Annotated in this window: 15 protein-coding genes; 9 read left to right on the plus strand and 6 right to left on the minus strand. The window is 73.0% G+C overall.

Annotated features, from left to right (window positions below):
- Positions 1-55: 55 nt before the first annotated feature.
- Positions 56-1,378 (minus strand): flavin monoamine oxidase family protein, encoded by a 1,323-nt coding sequence (locus tag ACFYPR_RS22175; RefSeq protein ID WP_387262148.1) that lies wholly within the window; start codon positions 1,376-1,378, stop codon positions 56-58.
- A 134-nt stretch (positions 1,379-1,512) separates the two neighbouring features.
- Between ACFYPR_RS22175 and ACFYPR_RS22180 the strand changes: the two genes are divergently transcribed.
- The 4 genes from ACFYPR_RS22180 (at position 1,513) to ACFYPR_RS22195 (ending at position 8,864) form a co-directional block, all read left to right on the plus strand.
- Positions 1,513-2,754, plus strand: a complete 1,242-nt coding sequence (locus ACFYPR_RS22180) for a TIR-like protein FxsC (protein WP_354862737.1) — start codon at positions 1,513-1,515, stop codon at positions 2,752-2,754.
- A gap of 12 nt (positions 2,755-2,766) precedes the next feature.
- A complete protein-coding gene (gene fxsT, locus ACFYPR_RS22185; RefSeq protein WP_387262151.1) occupies positions 2,767-6,678 on the plus strand; it encodes an FxSxx-COOH system tetratricopeptide repeat protein in 3,912 nt (1,303 codons plus the stop codon).
- 102 nt (positions 6,679-6,780) lie between these two features.
- Positions 6,781-7,581, plus strand: a complete 801-nt coding sequence (locus tag ACFYPR_RS22190; RefSeq protein WP_387262154.1) for a hypothetical protein — start codon at positions 6,781-6,783, stop codon at positions 7,579-7,581.
- Positions 7,578-8,864 carry a hypothetical protein gene (locus ACFYPR_RS22195; protein ID WP_387262157.1) on the plus strand — a complete coding sequence of 429 codons (1,287 nt, stop codon included), beginning with the start codon at positions 7,578-7,580 and terminating at the stop codon, positions 8,862-8,864. Before ACFYPR_RS22190 ends, ACFYPR_RS22195 begins: the two co-directional genes overlap by 4 nt.
- A 40-nt stretch (positions 8,865-8,904) precedes the next feature.
- Here ACFYPR_RS22195 and ACFYPR_RS22200 read toward each other — a convergent pair whose 3' ends face one another.
- The 3 genes from ACFYPR_RS22200 to fxsA are packed head-to-tail and all read right to left on the minus strand — an operon-like array spanning position 8,905 to position 12,022.
- Entirely contained in the window at positions 8,905-10,602 is a 1,698-nt protein-coding gene (locus ACFYPR_RS22200) for an aKG-HExxH-type peptide beta-hydroxylase (protein ID WP_387262160.1), read from the minus strand.
- Positions 10,599-11,828 (minus strand): FxsB family cyclophane-forming radical SAM/SPASM peptide maturase, encoded by a 1,230-nt coding sequence (locus tag ACFYPR_RS22205; protein WP_387262162.1) that lies wholly within the window; start codon positions 11,826-11,828, stop codon positions 10,599-10,601. Before ACFYPR_RS22205 ends, ACFYPR_RS22200 begins: the two co-directional genes overlap by 4 nt.
- A gap of 2 nt (positions 11,829-11,830) precedes the next feature.
- The gene (gene fxsA / locus ACFYPR_RS22210; protein WP_354859636.1) at positions 11,831-12,022 is read right to left on the minus strand and encodes an FxSxx-COOH cyclophane-containing RiPP peptide; all 192 of its coding nucleotides are present in this window, start codon (positions 12,020-12,022) and stop codon (positions 11,831-11,833) included.
- 280 nt (positions 12,023-12,302) lie between these two features.
- Here fxsA and ACFYPR_RS22215 point away from each other — a divergent pair, with 280 nt between their 5' ends.
- The 3 genes from ACFYPR_RS22215 (at position 12,303) to ACFYPR_RS22225 (ending at position 15,098) form a co-directional block, all read left to right on the plus strand.
- Positions 12,303-12,656 carry a YciI family protein gene (locus ACFYPR_RS22215; RefSeq protein ID WP_387262165.1) on the plus strand — a complete coding sequence of 118 codons (354 nt, stop codon included), beginning with the start codon at positions 12,303-12,305 and terminating at the stop codon, positions 12,654-12,656.
- 2 nt (positions 12,657-12,658) lie between these two features.
- On the plus strand, positions 12,659-13,867 hold the full coding sequence (locus ACFYPR_RS22220; RefSeq protein ID WP_387262169.1) for an RNA polymerase sigma factor: 1,209 nt from the start codon (positions 12,659-12,661) through the stop codon (positions 13,865-13,867).
- Positions 13,868-13,958: 91 nt separating this feature from the next.
- A complete protein-coding gene (locus ACFYPR_RS22225) occupies positions 13,959-15,098 on the plus strand; it encodes a glutamate--cysteine ligase (RefSeq protein WP_387262171.1) in 1,140 nt (379 codons plus the stop codon).
- A 10-nt stretch (positions 15,099-15,108) separates the two neighbouring features.
- Here the strand turns inward: ACFYPR_RS22225 and ACFYPR_RS22230 are convergent, their stop codons facing one another.
- Together ACFYPR_RS22230 and ACFYPR_RS22235 are read right to left on the minus strand one after the other, a co-directional pair.
- On the minus strand, positions 15,109-16,893 hold the full coding sequence (locus tag ACFYPR_RS22230) for an N-acetylglutaminylglutamine amidotransferase (protein WP_354859625.1): 1,785 nt from the start codon (positions 16,891-16,893) through the stop codon (positions 15,109-15,111).
- 118 nt (positions 16,894-17,011) lie between these two features.
- The gene (locus tag ACFYPR_RS22235) at positions 17,012-17,440 is read right to left on the minus strand and encodes a MarR family winged helix-turn-helix transcriptional regulator (protein WP_354859624.1); all 429 of its coding nucleotides are present in this window, start codon (positions 17,438-17,440) and stop codon (positions 17,012-17,014) included.
- A 95-nt stretch (positions 17,441-17,535) separates the two neighbouring features.
- On the opposite strand from ACFYPR_RS22235, the gene ACFYPR_RS22240 reads away from it, so the two are divergent.
- On the plus strand, positions 17,536-19,314 hold the full coding sequence (locus ACFYPR_RS22240) for an ABC transporter ATP-binding protein (RefSeq protein ID WP_387262462.1): 1,779 nt from the start codon (positions 17,536-17,538) through the stop codon (positions 19,312-19,314).
- 202 nt (positions 19,315-19,516) lie between these two features.
- A complete protein-coding gene (locus ACFYPR_RS22245) occupies positions 19,517-20,494 on the plus strand; it encodes an endonuclease domain-containing protein (protein WP_387262174.1) in 978 nt (325 codons plus the stop codon).
- The last annotated feature ends 8 nt before the right edge of the window (positions 20,495-20,502 follow it).

The raw sequence follows: 20,502 nt of genomic DNA on the forward strand, positions 1-20,502 counted from the left end.
CCGCGGGCCGGGCCGGCCCGGTCCCGCCGAAGACCGGGCCGGCCACGGTCACACCTCAGTACGCCAGCACCTCGGCCGCCGCGCGCTCGCCCGCGCGTACCGCCCCCTCCAGATAGCCGGCCCAGCGGGTCGCCGTCTCGGTGCCCGCCCAGTGCACCCGCCCGACCGGCGCTCGCAACCGCGGCCCGTACGTGCGCCACGCCCCCGGAGTCAGCACACCGCCGAAACAGCCCCGCGTCCACTCGTCGGCCGACCAGTCGTACTCGACAAGCGCCACCGGATCCGCCGCGCGCGGCCCGACCACGGCCGCGAACGCGTCCAGCACGCACTCCCGCCGCCGCGCCGGGGACATCTCCCGCAGCGCGGCGGCGTCGCCGGCGTAGCTGAACCCGGTCAGCACGCCGCGCGGCGAGGTCGGGGTGGAGTTGTCCACCGTCTCGGTGAGCGGTCCGGCGCTGCTGGTGGACACGCCGGAGCGCCCGTCGGCACGCCAGAACGGCTCGGCGTAGACGGCGTGCACCTTCCACGCCGACCCCATCGGCATCCGCTGCGTCAGGCCGTCGCGCAGCGCCGGCAGCGGGGGGTCGTACCGGATCCGGCCGGCCAGCGCCGGTGCCAGCGCGACCACCACGGCGTCGCCGTCGACGGGCCCGGCGTCGGTGCACACCGTCACCCCGTCCGCGTCCTGCCGGATCGTGTGCACCGCGGCGCCCAGCCGCAGCGTCTCCGGCGGCAACCCGGCCGCCATCCGCTCGGCCAGCGCCGCGGGACCGCCCACGATCCGGTCCTGCTGCGCGCCGCCGGCCATGCTCAGCAGTGGCCCGGTGCCGCCGGCGCTGCGCAGGTAGAACAGCAGGTGCAGCAGGGACAGCTCGTCCGCGGCGGTGGCCAGCAGCCCGCCGGCGAGCAGCCGTCCCAGATAGTCGGCCGTGTCGGCGTCCCCGGCCGTGGCGCGCAGCCAGCCGCCGAGCGTCGTCGCGTCCCACCGCGCGGCCTCCGGCGCCCGCCACGGCTCGGCCGGGTCCAGGACGGCGGCGTACCCGTCGAGCAGCCCGAGTACCCGGGCGACCTGCGCCGGCGGGTCGGGTCGCCGCTCGCCGGCCCACAGCAGGGTGGACGCGCCGAGCGCCGCCGAGGCGAAGGTGACCAGCCCGTGCTCGGCGACCAGCGCGTACATCCGGTCCTGGGTCGGGCCGATCCACTGGGCGCCCAGGTCGAGCTGCGTCCCGTCGGGCAGCCATCGGGTCAGCACCCGCCCGCCGACGCGGTCGCGGGCCTCCAGCACCCGCACGCGCGCGCCGGCCCGGTGCAGCGCCGCCGCGGCGGCGAGACCGGAGAAGCCGGCGCCGACCACGACCACCCGGAGGCCCTCGGACACGGCGACGGTCTACCCCAAAGCGTCGGGCATATGACTCTTCGCGGGCCCGCAGCGATGATCGCGGTCCGGGTGGGGTGGCATCGACGGTCCTATACTGTGCCTACCGGTCGTGGAACCCGTGAGCGGAGGCGGGCGTGCCACTCTTTTTCCTGAGTTACGCCCAGGAGGACAACCGCAACAGCCAGATACAGGAGTTCTTCGTCGATCTCAGCGAGGCGGTGGCCGGGCTGGCCGCCCTCCACTGGGACGAGGCGGGGTTCATCGACGGGCACATCCCGCTCGGCAGCACCTGGCCGGACACCCTGTCCGACGCGTTGTCCACCAGCGCCTGCCTGGTCGCGCTCACCTCGCCGCGGTACGTCGTCAGCGACTACTGCGGTCGGGAGTTCCAGGTCTTCGCCGACCGGATCGACGAGCACGAGCGGCAGTTCCACGTCCGTCCGCCCGCGATCGTGCCGGTGCAGTGGCTCCCGTGCGACCGGCTGCCCACGGCGGTCGCCGGCTTCCAGTACCGCAACTTCCACACCGGCACCGCCTACGCCCAGGACGGCCTGCTCACCCTCAAGCAGCGCAAACGGCACGAGGACGATTACAAGGACTTCGTCGACGCGCTCGCCCGGCACATCGTGCAGACCGCCCGCGACCACACCCTGCACCGGCCGGCGCAGCGCCCCGTGCTGTCCAAGGTGACCAGTGCCTTCGACCGGCCGGCGAGGCCGCAGGCGCACCACGGCCCGAGCATGTCGACGGCGGTGCAGCGGGCCACCAGTGCCCGGCACGTGCACATCGTGCTGGTCGCCGGCAGCTCCGCCGAGCTGGCTGGCAGCCGGCCCGGCGCCGAGGACCGCTACGGCGCGGTCTCGCGGGACTGGCGGCCGTACCGGCCCGAGCTGGAGGTGCCGATCGGCAGCTGGGCCGGGGCCATCGCCACCACCAAGAGCTACGGCTGGACAGTGGAGGACGCCGAGGAGCTGGCCGTGGTCCGGGAGTGGGCGCGGGCGCACAACCAGATCGTCGTGCTGGTGGTCGACGTCTGGTCCGCCGACCTGCCGCGCTACCAGGTCAGCCTGATCGGCTACGACCGGGACGTGAACTCGCCCCGGGCGCCGGTGCTGGTGCCGTGGACGGCCGCCGACGACGCGGCTGCCGGCGGCAACCGCAAGATGTGGGACACCCTGGCCCGGGTGCTCCCGCATCACGTGCTGCACAACACCCGCGACGTGTGGCGCACCGAGATCGCGACCTCCGCACGCTTCCAGGAGGAACTGGAGGACGTGCTGGTGGTCGAGCAGGGTCGGATCTACCGCACGGGCACGGTCTACCAGGAGCCGCCCACCGACGGCTCCGGTCTTCGCCCGATCCTCGAAGGTCCCTAGGGGAGGCACGCCATGGCGGTGAACGAGACGGCACGCGGCCAGATCGTGACCTTCTACTCGTACAAGGGCGGCACCGGCCGCACGATGGCGCTGGCCAACGTGGCCTGGATCCTGGCCAGCCAGGGGTTGCAGGTGCTGGTCGTCGACTGGGACCTGGAGTCTCCGGGCCTGCACCGCTACTTTCATCCGTTCCTGCGCGACAAGGAGCTGCGCGCCACCCCCGGCGTCATCGAGATGATCTGGGATTACTCGATCGCCACGATGCAGCGCAACCGTGACGAGGACTCCCAGGAGATCCTCACCGGTCATGCCAAGATCCAACGACGCGCGGTCTCGCTGAACTGGGACTTCAGCCACGGCGGCGTGATCGACTTCGTGGCCGCCGGGCAGCAGGACTCGGCGTACTCCCGGCTGGTGAGCACCTTCGACTGGGCCAACTTCTACGAGCGGCAGGGCGGCGCGTCGTTCATCGACGCGGTCCGGGCGCAGATGCGCGCCGAGTACGACGTGGTGCTGATCGACAGCCGCACCGGCCTCAGCGACGTCGCCGGCATCTGCACCGTCCAACTGCCCGACCTGGTCGTCAACTGCTTCACCATGTCCACCCAGAGCATTCGCGGCGCGGCGGCGGTGGCCCGCTCCATCCGCAGCCAGCGCCCGGACGACCCGCCGCTGCTGCTGCCGGTGCCGATGCGCGTGGAGGACGCCGAGCTGCGCAAGCTGGAGACCGGTCGGGACCTGGTCCGCGCCGAGTTCGCCCCGTTCCTCGACCACCTCTCCGACGCGGCGGCCGCCCGCTACTGGAACACCATCGAGGTGCCGTACCGCACGTTCTACGCCTACGAGGAGATCCTCGCCGCGTTCGGCGACCGGCCCGAGCAGGTCGGCACCCTGCTGGCCGCGTACGAGCAGCTCGCCTCGGTGATCACCGACGGGCGGATCACGCAGCTGCACCCGATCGGCGAGACGGACCGTCGCCGCTCGCTGGCCGAGTTCGAACGGAGCCGGCTCACCGCCGAGCAGGCCGTGCTGCTCAGCTACGCCTCCGCCGACCGGCTCTGGGCCGAGTGGATCACCGACCAGTTGGAGGACGCCGGGCTGCGGGTGGACCGCCGCGCCCTGGACGTGCCGCTGCTCACCGGCGGGCGGGCCGAGTTCGACCGGGCCGTCAGCGGCGCCAGCCGGGTGCTGGCCGTGCTCACCCGGCACTACGCGAGCACCTCCCTCGCGGGTGAGGTGTGGAAGACCGCCACCGGCCGCGACCAGCTCGGCGGCGGGGGAGTGCTGGTGCCGCTGCGGGTCGACGAATCGCGGCTGACCGCCCCGTACAGCGAGCACAGCCCGGTCGACCTCACCGACAGCGACCCGTCCACCGCGCGGACCCGGCTGCTGGAGGCGGCGGGAACGCCGACGATCACGGCCGGCGGTCGCGCGGTCGGCCGGTTCCCCGGCCCGTTCCCGGCGATCTCCAACGTCCGCCAGCACGGGACGCCGTTCGTCGGCCGCGCCGCCCAACTGGAGGCGCTGCGCGACCGGCTCACCACCTCGCCGGACTCGGCCACGCAGGTCGTGCACGGCCTCGGCGGCGTCGGCAAGACCCAGCTCGCCGCCGAGTACGCGCTGCGCTTTGGCCGCGACTACGACCTGGTCTGGTGGATCCCGGCGGACAGCGAGGACCGCATCCGCGGTGGTCTGGCCGACCTCGGCCAGGCGATGGGGCTGGGCACGGGCGGCGGCGCCGAGGCGGCCCGCCGGGTGCTCGACACGCTGCGCCGCGCCGGGCCCGACCGGCGCTGGCTGATCGTCCTGGACAACGCCGACAAGCCCACCCGCGCCACCCGGTCGCTGCTGCCGCAGGGGCCCGGCCACGTCCTGCTCACGACCCGCGACCAGAGCTGGAGCGAGTACGCCACCGCGACCGAGCTGACCGTCTTCGACCGCGCCGAGAGCGTCCAACTGCTGCGCGACCGGGTCCGCGGGCTCACCGAGGCCGAGGCCGCCCAGGTGGCCGAGAAGCTCGGTGACCTGCCGCTCGCCGTCGAGCAGGGCGCGGCGTACCTGCGGGCCAGCGCCATGCAGGTCGAGAAGTACCTCAGCTCGCTGGACACCCCCGGCCTGCTGCGCATCCTCGACGGCCGGCAGTCCGCCGGCTACTCCAAGGCGCTCGCCGCGACCTGGCTGTTCACCCTCGGCCAGTTGCGCGAGGAGAAGCCGGCGGCGGCCCGGCTGCTGGAGCTGTGCTCGTTCTACGCGCCGGAGCCGATCCCGGTCGCGATGCTCACCGGCGACCGCTTCGCCAGCTTCATGGCCCCGATCGACCCGACGCTGACCGACCCGATCCTGCAGGGCCTGGTCACCGCCGAACTGGGCCGCTACGGCCTGGCCCAGGTCGACGCGGAGAACAACTCGGTGCGGATCCACCGGCTGGTCCAGCTCGTCATCCAGGACCAGCTGGCCGACCCCGACGAGGCCCGCCGGGAGGCCCAACTGCTGCTCGCCGCCGCCAGCCCACGCGACCCCGACAGGCCGGTCAACTGGCCGCGGTACGCCGAGCTGTGGCCGCACGTACGCCCCAGCGGCCTGCACCTGTCCACGATGGACGAGGCCCGGCAACTGGTCGTGGACATCGTGCGCTACCTCTACCGCCGGGGCGACTACGACACCAGCCGCGCACTGGCCGAGGAGTCGCTGGCCGCGTGGCGCGACACCGACGAGGACGACCCCACCAAGCTGCGGATGCGCTTCCACCTGGCGAACGTCCTGCGCGCGCAGAGCCACTTCGACGGGGCGTACGAGATCGACCGGGACGTCTACGACCGGCAACGGCGGATCTTCGGCGAGGAGCACCTCTACACCCTGATGACGGCCCGCAGCCTCGGTGCGGACCTGCGCGCCCAGGGTCTCTACCACGAGGCCGAGGCGCAGGACCGGCGCACCCTGGAGCTGAGCGTGCGCAGCTTCGGCGACGACAGCGGCCGTACGCTGACCGCGGAGAACAACCTCGCCGTGTCGCTGCGCCTGGTCGGTGACTTCCGCGGCGCTGCCGCGCTCGACCAGAACATCCACGAGCGGCGGCGGGACCGCTTCGGTGAGGAGGATCCGTCCACCCTCGCCTCGGCCAGCAACTACGGGCGTGGCCTGCGCGACACCGGCGAGCTGTGGCGGTCGCACAGCGTCCTGCAACGCACCTACACCATCCAGCAGAAGGTGATCGGCGCGGACCATCCGGAGACCCTGCGGACGGCGAAGGAGCTGGCGCTCACCCTGCGTCAGCTCGGGCGCTTCGCCGACGCGCACCGGCTGATCGAGCGGACCGTGGTCCGCTACCAGCGCACCCTCGGCGGTGAGCACGCCGACACCCTCTCCGCCGAGATGGCCCTGGCCACCACCTGGTCGGCGGTGGGCGACAACCAGACCGCCCTGCGGGTGGCACGCCGCCTGCGCGACGGCTACAACGAGGTGCTCGGCGAGTCGCACGCCATCACCCTGGCCTGCCTGAACAACCTCGGCGTACTGCTGCGCAAGCAGGGCGACCACACCCAGGCCCGCGAGCTGTCCCAGCGGGTCCGCGACCAGTTGCTGACCAACCTCGGCGAGCGGCACCCACACACCCTGCTGGCCACCCTCAACCTGGCCAACGACCTGTTCGCCCTCGGCGATCGCGACAACGCGTTGCTGCTGGACACCACCGCGTACGTGGAGCTGACCCGGGCGCTGGGCGCCGAGCACCCGGACACGCTCTCCGCCTCGGTCAACCTGGCGTTGAGCCGGCAGGCCACCGAGAGCGAGGCGGACGCCGGCCGGGCGCTCTACGACGAGGCGTTCGGCCAGTTGGTGCAGCTCTTCGGCGGTGACAACCCGCGGGTGATGCAGGCCCGCCAACGGGAACGCTCCAACGCCTACATCGAACCGGCGCTGCTCTAGTGGGACGGGATGGTGCATATGTCGAGGCGGCGTAGGCCACGGAGCCGGGTCCCCGCCGAAGGGCCGCCGCAACCATCGAACGGGTCGTCGAGGTCGCGCAGGATGGCATCGCGGTTGGCGGCGATCGTCGGCGCGAGCGGCCTGCTGGCCGCCCTCACCGGCGTGGTGGTCGCCCGCAGCTTCGATCCGGTGGTCGATGGGGCCGCGGACGTAATCGGCAGTGACCCGTTGCAGGTGTACGCGGTTCCGGACCGCGACCTGGGCGCGGAGCTGGATGCTGCCTGGGTGTCGGGCCGTCCACTGCCGTCGAGCATCACGACGGGCGGTCAGAGCCCGGAGCGGCTCACCGCTGTCCTGCTCGCCGCGGGCGTGGTCCGGGCGGGTCAGGCCACGACCGCGGTCACGATCGAGAACAAGCGCTCTGATACGGCTGTCCTGACCGCGATCACCGCCTCCGTGCACCGGCGTGCCGTGCCGCTGAGCGATTCCTTGGTCGTCATTTCGCGGGCGGGGGGTGGCCCCGGTGCGGGTCCGGTCGCGCTCGGATTCGATCTTGACGGGCCCAGTCTGTCCGCGCAGGCGTTCGGCAAGCACGACGTCTTGACCGGTCCGTATCTTGACACAACCGGCCTCACGCTGACCGGCGGCGAGAAGCTGAGGTTCAATTTCGTCGGACGTACGAAATCCAGCTATGTCGAGTGGTCAATCAAGATCGACTATGTGGTCAGTGGTCGGGCCCGGACGCTGACGGTGCTTCCGGGCGGCTCTCCCATGCGGGTGACCGCACTGACCAGCCGCTATTCCCACTCGTACCGATGGAATGACGAGGGCGTGCAACGGGTGCCGGTCGAGCAGGTGTGCGGCTCGGACTGCCGGCGTGAGCAGTGGCGGAAACCGGAATGAGGAGCGGGTTCGGGATAAGGCCTGGCGTGCGCATCGTCCTCCTGACTGTCGTCCTCTTGGTGCCGTCCCTCCTGACGGCGCTTCTCGTGGTGCGGAACGAGGGCCGACACCAACCATCCGGAACGCCCGACGTCCAGCCCGTCGACACGGCGTCAACACCACCGGCCACAGTGCGCGCGGACGTGGTGCCCTTCCAGATCGGCGCGCTCGCCATGCCGCTGAAGACCGGCGAGAAGCCGCCTCCCGCCCGTACCTGTGCGGAGGCGATGAATTGGATGCGGGCGATAGGTGGCGCGGCCATCGGTGAGGCACGGGCAGAGATCTCGATCCGAGTCCCGAGACGGGTGCAGGTCAACGTCCGCGACATCCGGGTGCGAACCGTCGACTCGGAGGCCGTCGACCCTCGAGCCGCCGTCGTCTGCACCAACTCCGACTACACGGTGGATCCTCGTCCGGGGAACTGGCGCTTCGCGGAGACGTTCGGCATCCTGGGCGCGCCCGCATCAACCAAGACCGAGGTCGTACAGCTTGCGAGGCCCGAAGAGTCCGTCGATCGGCCGGCAGTCAGAATGTCGTACCTGGGCGTGACCAGCGAGGACCTGGACGTGCCGGCCGGCGGGGACCTGCGGGTGCCGTTCTACGTGACGGGGCATGGCGGGCCCGCCCACCGGATCGGGTTCCAGATCGAGGTCGACGTGACGATCAACGGCGTCCAGGAAACCCACATCCTCGACGATGGTGGCCGCCCCTTCTCCCTCTACGACAGCACGTTGCGCTACCTCGACGCCAACTACGACTGGCTGGCGGACAAGAGGGAGTGGGTGGTCAATGGAGGCGATCGGACCATTTCGGTCGCTCCGGCCACTGTGCCGACGACCAGGTGGTGCAAGGCGCTCTCCCTCGCCGAGGTCCGACGGGTGCTGCGACAGTGGGTGGAGGCGCAGTCGTTCGACTCGGATTTCCGGCCCAGCTGCGCGTGGTTCGACGGCGCCGTACGACTCAATCTCGCCCTGGACCTCGAGCCAGACGAAGCGTCCGCGAGGGCCGAGTTCGCCTCCATGCGCAACGGGACGCTCGGCCTCGGGGGCGGCATCAAGCCGCACGTCGTCGACATCGGAGACGAGGCGGTGGCGGCGGCCGGTTCCGGCATCTACGAGGTGTTCGTCCGAAGTGGTGCGGAGATGATGAGCCTTACCCTCGGCGATCCCGAATTCCGGAATGACCCAGCGGTGCTGAGCGTGCTCGTCGAACTCGCCCGAACCGCCGCCGAACGCCTCTGGTGACGACGGCTCGGCCGCTTCCTCGTGGACGCGTACACCATGATCACCGACGTTGCGTCAGGGCGGCTGCCACCGTGAGCACATCGGTATCAGGGACCGCCTGATGGGTTGCGCGGACCAGGTCCGGCCGCGCCATCAAGGTGTGCGCCGCGTCGGAGTGGCCGCCTCGACGGGCAGCGAGCATCAAGCCGACCCACGCGTCGCTGTCTTCGGGATCATCGATCAGCCGCCGCTGGTACGCCATCAACGCGCCCGCTACGTCACCTGCGACGTAAGCCCGGTCCGCCGGATCGTCAGTGAAAAACCCGCTGCCGGGGGCGACGAGGCGGCGGCGCACCGCCGCCTCGGGGCCACTGCGCACGGCTAGCGCGGGTCGAGCCGCGGTGGCCGTCACGATAGGTGCGGGGCCGCCGCCCGACCATGGCTCGCCTCGCCGCACGGCGCGTAATGCCAGCTCGACCTCCATGGGGTCGGGAACCAGGTTGGCCAGGCCCCAGCGCACCGCGCTGGCGTCCGCCACGTCCCGCACCGCCGCCTCGACCGCGCCGTCGACCGGGTCGCGCCAGCCGCGCAGGGTGCTCGCCATGTCGGCCACGAACGCCCGGCCGGCCGCGGTCAGCTCGGCCGCGTCGGCGAGCTGCCGGACCGCGCGGATGGTCTGCTCCCGCCAGTACGCGTACTCGAACGCGGCGGCGGTCCCTTCGTGCCGCCGGCAACGCCACACCTCGGCCACCCCCAGGTGGGCGTACGCGCCTTGCAGCAGCGCGCCGACCGGGCGCGGGTCCAGTCGCCAGGGCGCCCGGTAGCGGGCCGGCCCACCCGGGCGGTGAAGCGGAACCAGATCGAGCAGCGCGCCGAGTTTGGTGTGCTGCAACTCGTGCACGAGCAACAGCGCCAGGGTCCGCGCGTCGGCGGGCACGGAGAGCGCTATGGCGCCGAGCGCGTCCCTGCTGGTGGCGCTCACCGGGTTGCCCGAGGGCGGCGGTCGCAGCGGCACGAGTGTGCGCAGCAGCCCGGCCAGCGCGTCGGCGTGCGCCGGAAGGTGGGCACGCAGCCACTGCCCGGCCTCGGCGGTGAGCCGGTCCAGTCGGTCGGCCGACACGTCGTCCAGTCGGGGTGCCGACGGCCGGTGGTAGCAGTCGCGCCACGGGTCCTGGTCGTCGACCAGCACCTCGACCGCGTCGAACGGCCTGGTCCTGCGGACCGGCAGCCAGCCGATCCCGCCGACGCCCGCGTCGAGCAGCCGGCCACCGCCCGCCTCGATCCGTACCTCCTCGTCCGCGCCGCTGCCGATCCGCAGCGTGCCGGCCTCGCCGGACAGCCGCACCGGGCTGTCGAAGGGCAGGCCCGTCGCCGCGCCGACGGTGGGCAGCGGCAGCACACCGTCGGCCGGGCGGGGCAGCGTCAGCGTGAACGTCAGGCCGGCGCGGGTCGCCGCCGCCGCCGCGAGCGCGGCCAGGTAGGCGGGGCCGGCGGCGCCGTCGAGCGCGGCGCGGGCCCATCCGGTCACCGGCGGATGGGTCAGCACCGCGGCCACCGTTGCCGGGTCGGCGTGCTCGGCGCGGGTGAGCAGCTCCAGACTCTGCCGGACCAGTGGCTCGCCACGGCAGGCGCGGGCCGCGGCGACGGTCAGCAGCCGACGGCGACCGAGCTGCCCGCCCCGCAACACCGCGACCGTTGCGGCGTCGCCGTGGCCCCCGGCCAGCCCGGCGAGCTGCGCCACCGACAGCGGGCCCGTCATGGGCGTGCCACCGGCGTCGGCACGCTCGCCCCGGCGACGCGACGGCGCAGCGCGTCCAGGTCGGCGGTCACCACCGTCCGCACGTGCTGGATCAGCCGCAGCAGGTCGGCACAGTAGACGGACGGGTTGACGAAGCCGGCGCCGTCGCGGAAGCGGTGCGCGTACAGGCCGCCACCGCAGACGTCGACGACCGGGCAGGCCCGGCAGGCCGGCGCGAGCGCCGCGGTCCCGGTGGGACGCCCGGCCAGCGACGGGTGACGCAGCGCCTCGTCGAAGCTGTGCCGGAAGACGTCGAAGCCGGTCCGCATCGCCGACGCGGTGGTCGTCTTGAGCGTGTCGGTGCCCTCGATGGTGCCGTCGGTCTCGATCGTCATGACGTCCGGCTCGGCGGCGCCCAGCGCCTGGGTGCCGCTGCGTCCGCCCAGCAGCAGCGCGATCAGTGACTCGAACAGCCGGATGCCGGTACGCCGGGGCGTCTCGGCGTACCAGCGGTCGAAGACGGCGATCAGCCAGTCCGCGTACGGGGTGGCGGGGTCGTCGGGGTGGCGCCCGGGTGGGGGAGCGCTCCAGTTGCCGTGCGGCAGCAGCAGATCCAGCCGGGGCGGGTCGAACTCCCGCAGGCCCTCGTAGACGGCGATCGGGTCGTTGGCCAGGTCGACCGTGCAGAGCAGACCGGCGTAGCGGGCCCGGTGTTCGGGCCGGGCCAGCAGGCGCAGCGCGGCGGCCACCTCGGCGAAGCTGCCCCGGCCGTCGGCGTGGCGGCGATGGCGGTCGTTGGCGGTGCGGTCGCCGTCCACGCTCACCCCGACGTCGATGCCGTGCGTGTGGCACAGGTCGAGCGCCGCCTCGTCGAGCAGGAGCCCGTTGGTCTGCATCGCCACGTCGAGTGCGACGCCGGAGGGCATCGCGGCGCGCAGCGTGCGTACCGTCCGATCGAGCACGGCGGGGCCGGCGAGCAGCGGCTCCCCGCCGTGCAGCACCACCCGGACCCGGTCGGTGCCGTGCCGGGCCACGTGGGCGGCGAGCCGGTCGGCGACCCGGCTCACGGTGCCGGGGGCCATGACCCGTGGCCGGGCCCGCCAGCCCTGGTCGGCGTGCCGGTAGACGTAGCAGTAGTCGCAGGCCAGGTTGCACCGTGAGTGGACCTTCAGCACCACCTGGCGGATGCGGGGCGCGGCCACGGCAGGCCGGTGTCGGGTGGCCGACGGCGGGGCGTCGGCCGGCACGGTCAGAAGCTCGACTCGAACGCCGACACGTCGCCGGGCCGGCCCGGCTCACTCTCGGCGGCCAGCGTGCCCAGCACGTGGGCCAGGACGCCGTCACCGGCGCCGGCCAGCAGGTCCGCCAGAGGTACGTCGCCGAGCTGCACCAGAGCGGTGCCGACAGTGCGTCCGATGGGCGGCTGGTCGTGGTCAGCCACCGTGGACCGTCCTTCGGTCGAAGACCGGCACCTGCGTCACCGCTGCGCTCACTCCGCCTTTCTACACCATCGCACCCGGCCCCGGACGGCGCGACACCGCAGCCCGTACGCGCTGGCCACCGTGCCGTTACCTGGCGTACGACCGGGGCCGCCCGGCGCGGCGGCGCACGCCCGCGGCCGGGACGGCCGATTTTTTCCGGCCGGCCTGTCGAGGTGGGCGGTAGTCGTTCGTATGGAGGATGAGAGGTCGGCGTCGCGCCGGCCGCCACGAGGAGGAACGATGACGCTCTACCTGCTCAGCATGCACCAGCCGCAGGGTGGGGTGCCGGAGCCGGAGTTCCTGGCACAGGTGATGCGCGAGGTCGGCGAGCTGCGCGACGAGCTGGCAGCCGCCGGGTCCTGGGTCTTCGGTCAGGGTCTGCACGGGCCGGAGACCGCCACGGTGCTGCGCGCCCGCGACGGTGACGTCCTGGTCACCGACGGACCGTTCGTGGAGGGCAAGGAGTACCTGGGCGGCGTCACCATCATCGACGTGCCGGACCTGGACGCCGCCCTGCACTGGGGTCGCCGCTACGCGCTGGCCACCACCCTGCCGATCGAGGTCCGCCCCTTCCGGTCCGGGGCCGGAGACTGACCGTGCCCGACGTGGAGGCGGTGTTCCGCGCCGAGTACGGCCGCGCGGTCGCCGTGCTGGTGCGCCTCCTCGGCGACATCGACCTCGCCGAGGAGGCCGTCCAGGACGCCTTCGCCATCGCGCTGCGTCGGTGGCCGGACAGCGGCCCGCCGCCCAGCCCGGCCGGTTGGATCATCACGACGGCCCGCCACCAGGCCATCGACCGGCTGCGCCGGGAGGCGACGCGCGTCGACCGGCACGCCCAGGCGGCCCTGCTGTACGCCGCCGACCCACCCGACGAGGAGGGGCCCGTGCGCGACGACCGGCTACGTCTGATCTTCACCTGCTGCCATCCGGCGCTCGCCCCGGCCACCCGCGTCGCGCTCACCCTGCGTCTGCTCGGCGGCCTGCGCACCGCCGAGATCGCCCGCGCGTTCCTGGTGCCGGAGGCGACGATGGCGCAGCGACTGGTCCGGGCCAAGTCGAAGATCCGCAACGCCCGCATCCCGTACCGGGTGCCGCGCGACGCAGACCTGCCCGAGCGGCTGCACGCTGTGCTCGCCGTGCTGTACCTGATCTTCAACGAGGGGTACACGGCCAGCGCCGGCCCGCACCTGGTCCGTGCCGAGCTGTGCGTCGAGGCGATCCGGCTGGCCCGGCTGCTCGTCGAGCTGATGCCGGACGAGCCGGAGGCGCTGGGCCTGCTCGCGTTGATGCTGCTCACCGAGTCCCGCCGGGGCGCGCGGACCACGGCGGACGGCGAGCTGGTGCCGCTCGGAGAACAGGACCGGGACCGGTGGGACCGCGCCCTGATCGCCGAGGGGCAGTCGCTGGTGCGTCGCTGCCTGCGCCGCGACCGGCCGGGGCCGTACCAGATCCAGGCCGCGATCGCCGCCGTGCACAGCGCCGCGCCGCGCGCCGCCGACACCGACTGGCGTCAGATCCTTGCCCTGTACGACCAGCTGACGGTGGTCGCCCCCGGCCCGGTGGTGGCGCTGAACCGGGCCGTCGCGCTCGCCGAGGTCGCCGGTGCGGCGGCGGCGCTGGCCGAGGTGGACCGCCTCGATCTGCCCGGTTACCACGTGCGGCACGCCGTCCGCGCCGACCTGCTGGCCCGGCTCGGCCGGCGTGGGGAGGCCGTCGAGGCGTACCGGACGGCCGTCGCGCTGACCGACAATTCGGCCGAACGGGCCTTTCTCGACCGTCGGGCGGCGGCGGTTTCGGCGGGCTGACCGTGCGTTTGCCGGCCGCCCCGGCCGGGAAACCGAGCCGCCCGTCGGCCGGGGTGTCCACCCCTGGCCGCAGCAGCGGATGGAGGCGGCCATGGCCTACCGACCGGCGACCGTCGACACCGTGCCGGACCTCGACACCCTCACCCTCACCCTGGGCGTCGAGGAGGAGTTCCTGCTGCTCGACCCGGACAGCGGCCGGAACCTGCCGGTGGCCGACCAGGTGCTGGCCGCGCTGCGCGGCCCGGCCCGCGACCAGGGCCGCCAGGAGTTCCGGCACAGCATGGTGGAGATGGTCACCCCGGTCTGCGCCGACCTCACCGAGCTGCGCACCCACCTGGTGGCGCTGCGCCGCTCCGCCGTCGAGGCCGCCGCCGTGGCCGGGGCCCGGCTCGTGGCGGTCGGCGCCACCCCGGTGGCCGAGCCGCACCGGACGGTGCCCGACCGGCCGCGCTACCACGCCATGTCCCGCCGGTACGGGCCGGTGGCGCACGATCCGGCGGTCTGCGGCTGTCACGTGCACGTCGGGCTGCCGGACCGGGAGCTGGCCGTGCAGGTCTGCAACCACCTGCGGGTGTGGCTGCCGGTGGTGCAGGCGATCACCACCAACTCGCCGCTGCACGACGGGTACGACACCGGCCACGCCAGCTGGCGGTCGATGCAGTTGGAGCGCTGGCCCAGCATCGGCCCCACGCCGTACTTCGACTCCGCCGCCGACTACGACCGCACCGTCGACGAGCTGATCGCCGCCGGCATCATGCTGGACGCGGCGATGGTCTACTGGTACGCCCGGCCGTCGTCGGCGTACCCGACGGTGGAGGTCCGTGTCGGTGATGTCTGTCCGACCGTGGACGACGCCGTGCTGGTCGCCGCCCTGGTCCGCAGCCTGGTCGCGACACTGGCCGACGACGTACGCGCCGGTGTGCTCGCCCCGCCCGTGCGCGACTGCCTCGTCGCCGCCGCGCACTGGCGGGCGGCCCACGACGGCCTGGACGGCGAGCTGATCGACCTGCGCGCCGGCGGCGCCCGACCGGCCTGGGACCTGGTGGACGAGCTGATGGCGGTGATCGCCCCGGCGCTGCTGCGTCACGGCGATCTCGGCTACGTGCTGGCCCAACTGGCCCGGCTGCGCCGCGACGGCACCGGGGCGACCCGACAGCGACGGGTGCTGGAGCACACCGGCGACCTGCGCGCGGTCATCGACGACCTCGCCGCCCACACCGCCGCCGGCTGACCAACGGTTCTCAACGGATGTCGTGGGTCTGCAACCACAGTTCCAGCAGACCGAGCTGCCACAGCTTGTTGCTGCCCGCCGCGGCCTCGGCCCGGTCCGGCTCGGCGAGCAGCCGCGCCACGTACTCGGGGCGGAACAGGCCCCGCTCGCGCGCGACCGGGGCCTGCAACGCTTCGGCGACCAGCTCGCGCACCGGCCCGTCCACGTTGCGCAGCGCCGGCACCGGGAAGTAGCCCTTCGGCCGGTCGACCACCTCGGCCGGCAGCACCTCCCGGGCGACCTCCTTGAGCACGCCCTTGCCGCCCTGGGCCACCTTGTGCTCCGGTGGGCAGCGCGCGGCGAGGGTGACCAGGTCCTGGTCGAGGAACGGTGTACGCACCTCCAGCCCCCAGGCCATGGACATGCTGTCCACCCGCTTCACCGGGTCGTCGGGGAGCATCAGGTGGGTGTCCAGGCGCAGGACGGCGTCCAGCGCGGTCTGCGCCCCGGGCGCGGCGAGGTGGTCGGTGAGCAGGTCACGGCTGGCGTCGCGCTCCAGCGCGTACGCCGGGCCGACGATGGCGCGCAGCTCGTCGTGGCCACGGTCGAAGAACGCGGCGGCGAACGTCTCGGCGGCGCCGTGGCGGGGCACCTGGGTCAGCGGCTGGTGGTAGCCGTAGCCGGCGAACACCTCGTCGGCGCCCTGCCCGGACTGCGCCACCTTCACATGCCGCGCCACCTGCTCTGAGAGCAGGTGGAAGGCGACCACGTCGTGGCTGCCCATCGGCTCGGTCATGGCCAGCACGGCCCCTCGTACGGCGGGCGTCAGGTCGTCGTCGGCGAGCCGGATCCGGTGGTGGTCGGTGTCGTACGCGCGGGCCACCAGGTCGGAGTAGTGGAACTCGTCGCCGGACTCGTCGCCCCGGCTGTCGAAGCCGATGCTGAACGTGCGAAGGTGCTCCTGGCCGGCCTCGGCGAGCAGCGCCACGATGAGGCTGGAGTCCAGACCGCCGGAGAGCAGCACCCCGACCGGGACGTCGGCGACCAGCCGTCGGCGTACGGCCGTGCGCAGCGCGTCGGAGATGGCGGCCCGCCAGTCGGCGGCGTCCATCCCGGCGTCGGCCGGCTCCCGCACGTAGTCGGGCTGCCAGTACACCTGCTCACGGCTGCGCCCGTCGGCCTCGATCACCCGCACCGTGGCGGGCGGCAGCTTGCGGACGCCACGCAGCACGGTCCTGGGCGCCGGCACGATGGAGTGCCAGGACAGGTAGTGGTGCAGCCCCACCGGGTCGATGCCGGTGTCGACGTCGCCGGCCCGCAGCAGCGCGGGCAGGGTGGAGGCGAACCGGAGCCGCCCGGGGGCCTCGGCGAGGTAGAGCGGTTTGATGCCGAGCCGGTCGCGGGCCAGGACGAGCCGCCGCCGGGGCCGGTCGACCAGCCCGATCGCGAACATGCCGACCAGGTGGTCGACGAAGCGTTCACCCCAGTGCGCGTACGCCACCAGGATCACCTCGGTGTCGCTGGTGGATCCGAAGGAGTACCCGGCGTTCCGCAACTCCTCGCGCAGCTGGGGGTAGTTGTAGATGCACCCGTTGAAGACCAGCGCCAGGCCCAGGTCGTCGCGCACCATCGGCTGGCCGCCGGCATCGGACAGGTCGATGATGGTCAGCCGCCGGTGCCCGAGGAGCACCCAGTCGTCGGCGTACAGGCCCTCGTCGTCCGGGCCGCGCGAGCGCATCGCCTCGGTCATCCGGGTGACCGCCGCCGCGTCGGGCGGCCGGCCGTCGAAGCGCACCTCCCCGCTGATCCCGCACATCAGGCGGGGTGGCGGTGGTTCAGGGCAGACATGAGCGCCTCCTGTCACGTCTCCCCGGCTGGTGGTGGCGGGGGTCCGGCGAACGAGCGGGGCGGCTGGCTACCCGCGCGCGGGGCGGTTATGCGCGCAGGGTGCGCAGGATGCGGGCCAGCTCGGCGCGGTCGGCGTCGGGGAGGTGGCCGAAGAAGCGGTCCGCCTCGGCGCGGCGGGCGGCCCGGATGGCGGCGCTGACGCGGGTGCCCTCGTCGGTGAGCGCGACCAGGGTCGCCCGGCGGTCGGCCGGGTCGGGTCTCCGTTCGACGAGCCCTCGGGCCTGAAGGTCGTCGACGACCTCGGTGGCCGAGCGGGGCGCGATGTGCAGGTGCTCGGCGAGCGTGCCGGGGCGTACCTCACCGTGACGGCCGAGCACCCCGAGCGCGCGGGACTGGCTGGGGGTGACGTCCCACGGCGCCAACGACTCCCGGGTCTGTCGGCGCAGACGGGACGCGACCGCCCAGAACGTCTCGGCCAGGCTCTCGTCGCCGCTGTCGGTGGTGTCCTCGGTCACCGGAATACGGTAGCAGCCGATACTGTTGTTCCCTCATGTTGAGGTAACCTCAGCATATCGCCTCCGGAAGGAGTTCCCCCTTGGAACCCACCCCGATGGGCCGCGACCGCGGCCACCGCACCGTCAGCGCCGAGGAGAAGACGCAGGCCCGCCAGGTGTCCCTGCGCCGCATCGGCCGCCTGTTCACCCCCCACCGACCCGCGCTGGCCATCGTCACCGCGATCATCGTGCTCTCCTCGGTCGTCGCGATGGCCAGCCCGTTCCTGCTGCGTGCCGTGATCGACCGTGCCCTTCCGCAGGGCGACGTGACCCTGCTGGTCTGGCTGGTCCTCGGCATGGTCGCCGTGGCCGCCGTGACCGCCGCTCTCGGCGTCGTCCAGACCTGGATCTCCACCCAGGTCGGGCAGCGGGTCATGCACCGGCTGCGCACCGACGTGTTCAGCCACCTCCAGCGGCAGTCACTCGGCTTCTTCACCCGCACCCGCACCGGCGAGGTGCAGTCGCGCATCACCAACGACATCGGCGGCATGCAGTCGGTGGTCACCTCCACCGCCACCGCCGTCGCGGCCAACCTCACCACCGTGGTCGCCACCGCCGTCGCCATGGTCGCGCTCTCCTGGCAGCTCTCCCTGGTCTCGCTCGTGGTGCTCCCGCCGGCCATCTGGCTGACCCGCCGGGTCGCCCGGATGCGCCGCGAGATCACCGACCAGCGCCAGCGCGAACTCGCCGACCTCAACGTCACCGTCGAGGAGGGGCTGTCGATCAGCGGCGTGCAGCTCGCCAAGACCCTCGGCACCGGCCCCGCCCTGATCGACAGGTTCACCGCCTCGTCGGCCCGCCTGGTCGACCTGGAGCTGCGCAGCGAACTGGCCGGCCGCTGGCGGATGGCCTCGATGAGCATCATCTTCGCCGCCGTACCGGCAGTGATCTACCTCGCCGCCGGCCTGCCCGGCACCGCCGGCACGCTGAGCATCGGCACCCTGGTCGCCTTCACCGCCCTGCAGGGCGGCCTGTTCCGGCCACTGATGGGCCTGCTCAACGTGGGCGTGTCGCTGACCGCCTCGCTGGCGCTGTTCGCCCGGATCTTCGAATACCTCGACCTGCCGGTCGACGTGGCCGACCCCGCCGAGCCGGTCCGCCTCGACCCCGCCCGGGTCCGCGGCCACCTGCGCCTTGCGGACGTCACCTTCGGCTACCCCGGCAGCGACACCGCCGCCCTCGCCGGCATCACCCTCGACGTGCCCGCCGGCACCAGCCTCGCCCTCGTCGGCGAGACCGGCTCCGGCAAGAGCACCCTCGCCGGACTGGTCAGCCGCCTGCACGACCCGACCGCCGGCCGCATCACCATCGACGGAGTCGACCTGCGCGACCTGCGCCTGACCGACCTGGCCGCGATCGTCGGCGTCGTCAGCCAGGAGACGTACCTGCTGCACACCACCGTCCGGGAGAACCTGCGCTACGCCCGGCCGGACGCCACCGACGCCCAGATCGAGGCCGCCGCCCGCGCCGCCCAGATCCACGACCTCATCGCCGGCCTCCCCGACGGGTACGACACGATGGTCGGCTCCCGCGGGCACCGCTTCTCCGGCGGCGAGAAGCAACGACTCGCCATCGCCCGTACGCTGCTGCGCGACCCGCGCATCCTGGTCCTCGACGAGGCCACCAGCGCGCTGGACACCGAGACCGAACGCGCCGTCCAGCAGGCGTTCGACGTGCTCTCCGAGGGTCGGACGGTGCTCACCATCGCACACCGGCTCTCCACCGTCCGCGACGCCGACCAGATCGCCGTGCTCGACCACGGCCGCATCGTCGAGACCGGCACCCACCAGAGCCTGCTCAACCGCAACGGCCGCTACGCCACGCTGGCCGCGTGAGCCCCCGTTGCCCCGCTTGATCGATGTCCCCCTTGATCGTTGGCGGCTGGGCGACATGACACGCCGACAGCTTCGCTGTTGAGGTGCCACGGATCATCGCGGGCTAGCAGAACGTGGGCGCACGTGGGGGTTTTCCACATGGGGAGTGCTGTCCACAGAGGCCGACGGGGGTCCTTGCGGCCCTCGGGGGCGGAGCCGCACGGTGCGTGGTGTGAACTCGGTGCTGCGGGAACTGGTGAAACGGTCCGGAGGGCTGGTCACCCGCGCGGCGGTGACCCAGGTGGTGCCGGAGTGGGCGCTGGAGCATGCCTCCCGCGGCGGTGAATTGGTACGGGTGCTGCCGGAGGTCTTCGTGGCGGCGCACCTGGTGGACAGTCGGCCGGGCATCCCGGTCCTGAAGCAGCTCGACCCGGGCGTGGCCCCGCTCGCGGCTCTCGCGTGGGCACGGGGGTGCGCGACACTCAGCCATGTCAGCGCGCTCGCCGCATGGGGCCTGCACGCGCCGACTGCCAACGAGCCACTGCACCTCAGCGCACCGATCAACGCTGGCCTACGGACGCGCCCGGGAGTGGTGGTGCACCGACGCAGGGGCCTCGTCATCGAGCCGCCGCACGTGGTCGTCCGCAGAGGGCTGACGGTGACCCGTCTTGAGCAGACCATCGTCGACTCGTGGCCGATCCTGCCGTCCGCCGAGCGACGGGCGCCGGTGATCCGGGCGGTCAACGACTGGCTGACCACCCCGGAGCGGCTGGCGGTCGCCCTCAGCAGCGAGCCGAAGCTGACCGACCGGGCAGCGTTGCGGATCCTGCTGACCAGGCTCGGCGAGGGAAGCCGTAGCCCGCTGGAGATCTGGGGCCACGAGCACGTGTTCACCGGCCCGACCATGCCGGAGTTCCGCCGGCAGGTGCCGGTGCGTCTCGGGCGCCGCACCGTGTACCTCGACATGTACGCAGAGCGGGAACGGGTCAACATCGAACTCGACGGCTCCACCACCCATGGCGACCCCCGCCAACGGGAGGCCGACCTGCGCCGGGACGCTCTGTTGGCGACCGTCGGAATCCTGGTGGTCCGCTTCGCCCATCGCCGGCTGGTCAACGAGGACGACGACGTACGCCGGGAGACCCTGGCGATCCTCGCGACGCGCCGGGATCTGTGGCCGCCCGTGATCGGTGGCAGCTGAGCGATTCG

The sequence above is a fragment of the Micromonospora sp. NPDC005254 genome (assembly GCF_042872525.1).
GTDB lineage: Bacteria > Actinomycetota > Actinomycetes > Mycobacteriales > Micromonosporaceae > Micromonospora.

Coding starts and splice junctions, on each gene's coding strand:
- ACFYPR_RS22190 (WP_387262154.1), top strand. CDS start 6,781: ATGGCATCGCGGTTGGCGGCGATCGTCGGCGCGAGCGGCCTGCTGGCC.
- ACFYPR_RS22195 (WP_387262157.1), top strand. CDS start 7,578: ATGAGGAGCGGGTTCGGGATAAGGCCTGGCGTGCGCATCGTCCTCCTG.
- ACFYPR_RS22225 (WP_387262171.1), top strand. CDS start 13,959: ATGGCCTACCGACCGGCGACCGTCGACACCGTGCCGGACCTCGACACC.
- ACFYPR_RS22200 (WP_387262160.1), bottom strand. CDS start 10,602: ATGACGGGCCCGCTGTCGGTGGCGCAGCTCGCCGGGCTGGCCGGGGGC.
- fxsT (WP_387262151.1), top strand. CDS start 2,767: ATGGCGGTGAACGAGACGGCACGCGGCCAGATCGTGACCTTCTACTCG.
- ACFYPR_RS22230 (WP_354859625.1), bottom strand. CDS start 16,893: ATGTGCGGGATCAGCGGGGAGGTGCGCTTCGACGGCCGGCCGCCCGAC.
- ACFYPR_RS22215 (WP_387262165.1), top strand. CDS start 12,303: ATGACGCTCTACCTGCTCAGCATGCACCAGCCGCAGGGTGGGGTGCCG.
- ACFYPR_RS22240 (WP_387262462.1), top strand. CDS start 17,536: ATGGGCCGCGACCGCGGCCACCGCACCGTCAGCGCCGAGGAGAAGACG.